Here is a 6,009-nt window from a genome sequence, read left to right as displayed (position 1 = left end):
CAATATCAATCCCTTTATTCTCCAGATTCCCATAGTTGCCGATTACACTGTCGTAACCGGTTAACGGCGAAGTAGCAAGCGCGCCTATCAGATCTTCAGTCCTTTTGATGTACCCATCAATAGATCCATTCAACCTGTCTTTAAATATGGAGAAATCTATCCCTGCATTATAGACCTTAGTACCTTCCCAGGATAGCTTGGTATTTGCAGGCGCCTGTAAGATAAATCCCGCTCCTGTCACATAATTGACGTTATTGTCTGCCGCTAAGATATCGTAAGAGGCTGCTGTTCCGGCAAATGGTGCATTTCCGGTAATACCATACGTTAAGCGGACATCCAACCTGTTTAACCAGTTAATGGACTCCATAAAGCCTTCACTGCCTAGTGCCCATTTACCTCCAATGCTGTACACCGGTCTATTTTGCGCCGATTTATCCCGTCCGAACAAGTTACTCTCATCAATCCTCCAGGTTGCGTTCAAGGTATACTTTCTATCGAAGGTATAACCTAGATTGGCATAATATGAGGTCGTTCTTGCAACACGTCCTTCACCGCCTCCAACATTGTTCTCGTCAAGTGTGGCCGTCCCCGCAATAGCCCCATTAATTCCGCCCGCTAATCTGGCCAGATCTACCGGTCTCGAAGTTTGAAGCTGATCATCCCATCCATAATAAGTACCACTTGTGATAACCGGTGTACTGCTGGTTGCCTGTTGCCCTACCATAAGAGACAGCTGATGTTTACTCCAGTCGCGATTAAAGAACAGTTGATTCCGCAACGTCCATTCTTTTGATGATGTGGTGTTTACATTTAACCTGCCACCAATAGCCGGGATATTGTACACCGGAATAACGCTGGAGTTCGCAGCCTGTGTGAACTGCAATACCTGCATTCTCATCTCGTAGTTTTCCTGATCCCGAATCGCTCTGGTGTTGGTATTGGCCACATTGTAGCCATAAGTACCTTGAAAATCAAGCCCCTCCAGAATATTGGCTTTTAACCCACCTACTAACCTCGCATATAACCCATTAGAGGTACTGTAGGAACGATCTCTTTCAAGGATGGGATTATAGTTTAAATCAATCCTGCTTCTCGACTGGTAAATAGCCCTCAGCGAATCAGAAACGACAATGTCGCCATCGTCGGTAGGAATCCCTTTTAAATAGTTAATGGTCAAAGGATTTCCATTCGCATCTGCGAACATCTGATAAGGAACGATGCTCCGATTCGGACTATACGTATTCCGTTGTTTGATGACGGTGTTCGTCAAGTCCGCATTAATTGATACAGAAAACCTTTTGCTCAGTACAAAATTGTTATTTAAATTAATTTTGTATTGATTGTTCTCGGATCCAGGGGTATTATTCTGGATGCCAATATGGTTTAATGATCCGTAGAAGGTGTGTACCTTGCTGCCACCCGAGATCGAGACCGTCTGGTTTAAAGTAGCTGCGTTACGGACAAAGAAGTCTGCAATCTGACTCGTATTGGAAAGATTCGCAAGACTATCTAATTTAAAATCAGCCTGCGCCTGACTTATCTTATTTCTGGCCCGGTCATATTGAATTTGTAAATGTGGCACAGAACCAAAGTTTTGCGTAACGGATGCATAATTTTCGTAAAATGGCAGATATTGTGGAAACAGCTCCCGGTTCAATGCAATAAACTGCTGCGAATTCAGCCTTGGCACATAATCAAGGTCCGGCCGGCCCTGAAATGCATAATATCCGTCATAATCTATCTTCAATTGATCGCCTGCCTTGCCTTTCTTCGTCATAATAACAATTACACCATTGGCAGCCTTAGCCCCCCAGATGGAGGCAGAAGTAGCGTCCTTCAGAACGGTAATGTCTTCCACATCCTGCATATTCAATTGGCTGATATCCCCGTTAAATTCAATTCCGTCAACAACGATTAGAGGTGTTATTGAAGTAAGCCGGGCACTACCCGGAGTAACAATAGGAATTGAACTCTGCCCACGTACCAACAATCCGGCACGGCCACCTTCCATATCAGCAGCACTCGTTTGGTTAATAGATTGGGCATTTACCACTAGCCCCGGAACCAGGCCTTCAAGGCGTTGAAGCACATTAGGAGTATTCGTCCTGTTCTTCATCACCTTCAGATCAGGTTTGGCAAATGATCCAGCCGCACGTTCTCTTGATATCTGCTCGTAACCCGTATTGAATTTCACCTCGACTTCGTTCAGCTGCCCCGTGGACAGCTCCATCTTTATCGTTCCAAGATTGCGGGCTGCTGGCCGTTCCAAAGGCAGATATCCGACGTAACCAATAATTATCGTGGCCTGTTCGCTCACATTTTGCAGGTAAAACTCCCCCTTATCATTCGTGGTCGTTCTGATATTTGAATCTTCAACGAATATGGAAGCACCGGCCAATGGTTTTCCGTTCTCATCCACAACCTTTCCTCTGATGTCAATACGTTCAAAAACGGATATGATCTTATCCATCAGTGTAGGTTCACTTTGTTTTTTAATGTTGACAATTTTACCTTCAATGGTATAGGTCAGGGATGATCCGGCAAGTACAGTTCTCAACGCCTTATTGATGTCTACGTTTTTCACGTTCACATCAACGATATTGTTCTTGGGAAGTATTTTTCCATCATATAAGAAGTCATACTGACTTTGGTTCCTGATCTCCATCAGAAGCGATTCCAATGAAGCATTTTTCCGGTTGATGGTAATCTGTTGGGCAAATGTTGAGGCACTGACTTGGAAAATGGATGCTATTAATATTACGGTGGTTAAGCGCATAATCAGCATAAATTTAGAACAGAGAGACCGGTACGTCCCCCTGTATCTGTTAGAATTTTTATACATTTGTTCGGTTTGGTTGATTGCAGCAACTCTAACTTTCGACGGACAGATTGCTGTAGTTGATATTTAATTAATTCCAAGCTGCTCCAGTTCCAACGTCGTTGGGACTGGGCTTTTTTCAGTTCTATTGTAGATTTTTCTGCATGTCTGTTTGGTTTAGGTTCACAATCGGTTGATTACATTTTTTCGATTAAATCTTGAATAATTCGGCCAGTTTCGCTTCCAGCTCCTTTCCATGGATGTCGATGGCAACAATATTCCCCTTCTGATCGATGAGCAGATTTCTCGGAATAGCAGTGATATGGTACCTCTTACTCAACGCAGAGTCAAAACCTTTAAGGTCACTCAAATTTACCCAAGCATATCCATCGGCCTGGATGGCTTTCTTCCATACTTTGACATCCGTATCTAAAGATATCGCAATGACATCAAAACCTTTCGGCTTATAGTTTTGGTAGATCGGGATCAGTTCGCGTCCCTGCGATCGACATGGTGAACACCAGCTTGCCCAAAAGTCGATGAAAGTATATTTACTTTTCGATGTAATGTCTTTTGAAGATATCTCCTTACCCTCTACATCAGGCATCACAAAATCCTCATATTGAAACGAAATCGTCCCTTTACGGGATAAATCAGCTGGATCGTCACTTTTAAGAGCTACAGCATTCTGCGCGGGACTGCCCAACTCCAAAGTAAATTGCTTCTTAGACGGGGGAAGACACATTTGATTCGTGCAAGCCATATATTTTATGGTAAATGCCAGTGTGGTCTTTTTTTCAGACCTTAATTTCAGCGTGTGCGTAAATGTCACCCCCTTTGCATAGTGGGATAAATGCTCGCCGTCATGCTGCTCCACTCCTCGTTCCAGCAGTTCACTGCTAAATTCAACGTTATCATTAGGCTCAAACAAAAATTCCGTAGGCATTCCCATACCGCCACCTCGCCCCTGCGGATAAATATGATAAGGCGCTTTTACCTCAGCCTGGTATTTGACCTCATAGGTTAACGGTCCGGTTTGCTTACTGCTGAATTCCCAGGAAACCGGATGATTCTGTGCAAAGGCTGAAAAAGCCAATTGGCATATTGCTAGTAGTAGCATAAATCGTCTCATTTCTTTAATTATTAAGTTGTCGCACGACATAAATTCTTCTGCCTTCAACTTTGAAAATTACCGGAACAGCAGATTCTATCGATCTAAGCACCGTAGCAAGCTGGTTATTTCTGGACACCCATCCGCCCAGTTCCATATTATCCGGGACAGAAGCATCATAGATGACCTCCATATCATACCATCTTGCAATTTTTCTCATCGCTGCTTTAAAAGCAACATGATTGAGATAGAAATCACCATTTTTCCAGTCCAGCACACTCGCTACGTTGGTTTCCTGCACACTGATTACGCCAGACTTATTGAGCGCCTGTTGACCCGGCTTGATGATTTTCTGTTCATTTCCAACTTTTATCTTCACGGAGCCTTCCAGCAAAGTTGTTGTAACTTCAGGTTCGTCTATGTAACTGTTCACATTGAAATGTGTACCCAGCACCTCTATTTGCTGTTGTTTGCTGTCTACAATAAACGGGTGAAGTTTATCTTTCGCGACCTCGAAATAGGCTTCGCCATCAAGGAATACCCTACGCGTTTGTTTGCTAAACCTCTGGGCAAATGAAATCTTTGAATCCGCGTTCAGCCAGACTTTCGTACCGTCGGGTAAGGTAAAGGTATAGGTCTGTCCTTTTGTGGTTGTAGCAGTAAGTGTTTCTTCTTTTTGAGTGCTGATGCCGTCCTCAGTAACAGAACTTCCGTCAGTATAAGCCAGATGATCTCCTATCAAAACACCGCTTTGATGCTCACTTAGCTTGATCACCTTACCACTACTCAGGGTTATTGTCGCACCATTAATACCTGGCTTAATATATGGATGGCCCTTAGCATATTCTGTTCCGACGGCATTACGCGAACGAATCTCACTAAAGAAATAAATGCAGATGGCAAATGCCGCCACTGCTGCGACCAATCCCGCCACACGAGGCCAGATTTTGATAAATCTGACAGCAGTCTGAGGAGCCTCCGCGGTTAGATCCCCTGTTAGCCCCGAACTGGTAAGTTGCCATATATGATCGGTCTCGATCTGATTGAAATGTTGAAACTCTTGCAGAAAATACTCCTCAGCGATCAAACGATTATAAAACTCAAGGTGCTCCGGAGAAGATTTTTTCCAGGCCTGTAGTTCCTCGTCTCCCGCAAGATCCAGTGATCTATTAAGTTCTGCAGTGATCAGGGTGGATATATAAAATTCCTTTTCTAACATTTCGTCCATTTTATCTCATTAACATTTATTGAATGTTATGATATAGAAACGGGACGACCACCTAAAGCAACCATCTGAAGTTCAAATATTTTTTTATTTATTGATGAAAAACAAAAAAGCCAGTTGCAGTGCATTGGAAACACCTTTTTTCAACAGAGAATTTTTAATGATCGTTACGGCTTTTGTTTTCTGGTTGCGTACTGTCTGTATCGATAGCCCCAGTTCTGCAGCGATATCACTTGTGCTTTTTCCGTCGATGTAAAGCATTTTAAATATCACCTTCATTTTATCAGGGAGCTCATTGATCTCTTTATTGACCAGATCCAGCACCTCGGCCTGCACCACATCGTAAAGAATAGTTTCCTCTCCCTCCTGAAGATAGATGATATATTTCTCCTGGGCAGCAGTTCTGACTTTCAGACTGGCCAGATAATCCATACAGGCATTGCGACAACTGATGTAAAGAAAGGCCTTGATGTTTTGTTCAGTTTTAAAGTCTTTGTGCTTCTGCCAGAGTTTAAGAAAGCATTTTGACACAATATCATCTGCCTCTGCCTTATCTTCAAGCATCCGGTTTGTGAAATAAACAAGTGACTTACTATGAAGCTTAAAAAAATGAGCAAGCGCCTTTTCATTCCCCTCGTAAAACTCTTGCATCCAATTTATTTCGTCTTCCCTAGCTATCTTCATTTGTTAATCATTATGCAGTTCCCCCAATAAAATTACTGAAATCAAGGGCAATAATATTGATTAATTCTGGCAATAATAAAGTCCTGAATAATTAGTTAAAAACTTAGTTAGGTCCTTCGAAGGCAGCAAAAATCAATTAGCTAGCCTGATAGGGGTCAAATCCATGGAAAA

General features: G+C 42.8%; 4 protein-coding genes. All 4 read right to left on the bottom strand.

The window, feature by feature from the left end; translation table 11 throughout:
• On the bottom strand, positions 1 to 2,776 hold a 2,776-nt coding region (locus PBAL39_RS06355; RefSeq protein WP_198139777.1), incomplete at its 3' end, for a SusC/RagA family TonB-linked outer membrane protein.
• A gap of 253 nt (positions 2,777 to 3,029) precedes the next feature.
• Positions 3,030 to 3,938, bottom strand: coding sequence for a peroxiredoxin (locus PBAL39_RS24560; RefSeq protein WP_157273920.1), 909 nt, complete (start codon positions 3,936 to 3,938; stop codon positions 3,030 to 3,032).
• A gap of 16 nt (positions 3,939 to 3,954) precedes the next feature.
• Positions 3,955 to 5,148, bottom strand: a complete 1,194-nt coding sequence (locus PBAL39_RS06345; protein ID WP_198139776.1) for a FecR family protein — start codon at positions 5,146 to 5,148, stop codon at positions 3,955 to 3,957.
• Between the two features lie 93 nt (positions 5,149 to 5,241).
• Positions 5,242 to 5,838, bottom strand: coding sequence for an RNA polymerase sigma factor (locus PBAL39_RS06340; protein ID WP_039866126.1), 597 nt, complete (start codon positions 5,836 to 5,838; stop codon positions 5,242 to 5,244).
• Between the last annotated feature and the right edge of the window lie 171 nt (positions 5,839 to 6,009).

The sequence above is a fragment of the Pedobacter sp. BAL39 genome (assembly GCF_000170795.1).
Lineage (GTDB): Bacteria > Bacteroidota > Bacteroidia > Sphingobacteriales > Sphingobacteriaceae > Pedobacter.
This window is presented reverse-complemented; position numbering and strand designations above follow the sequence as displayed.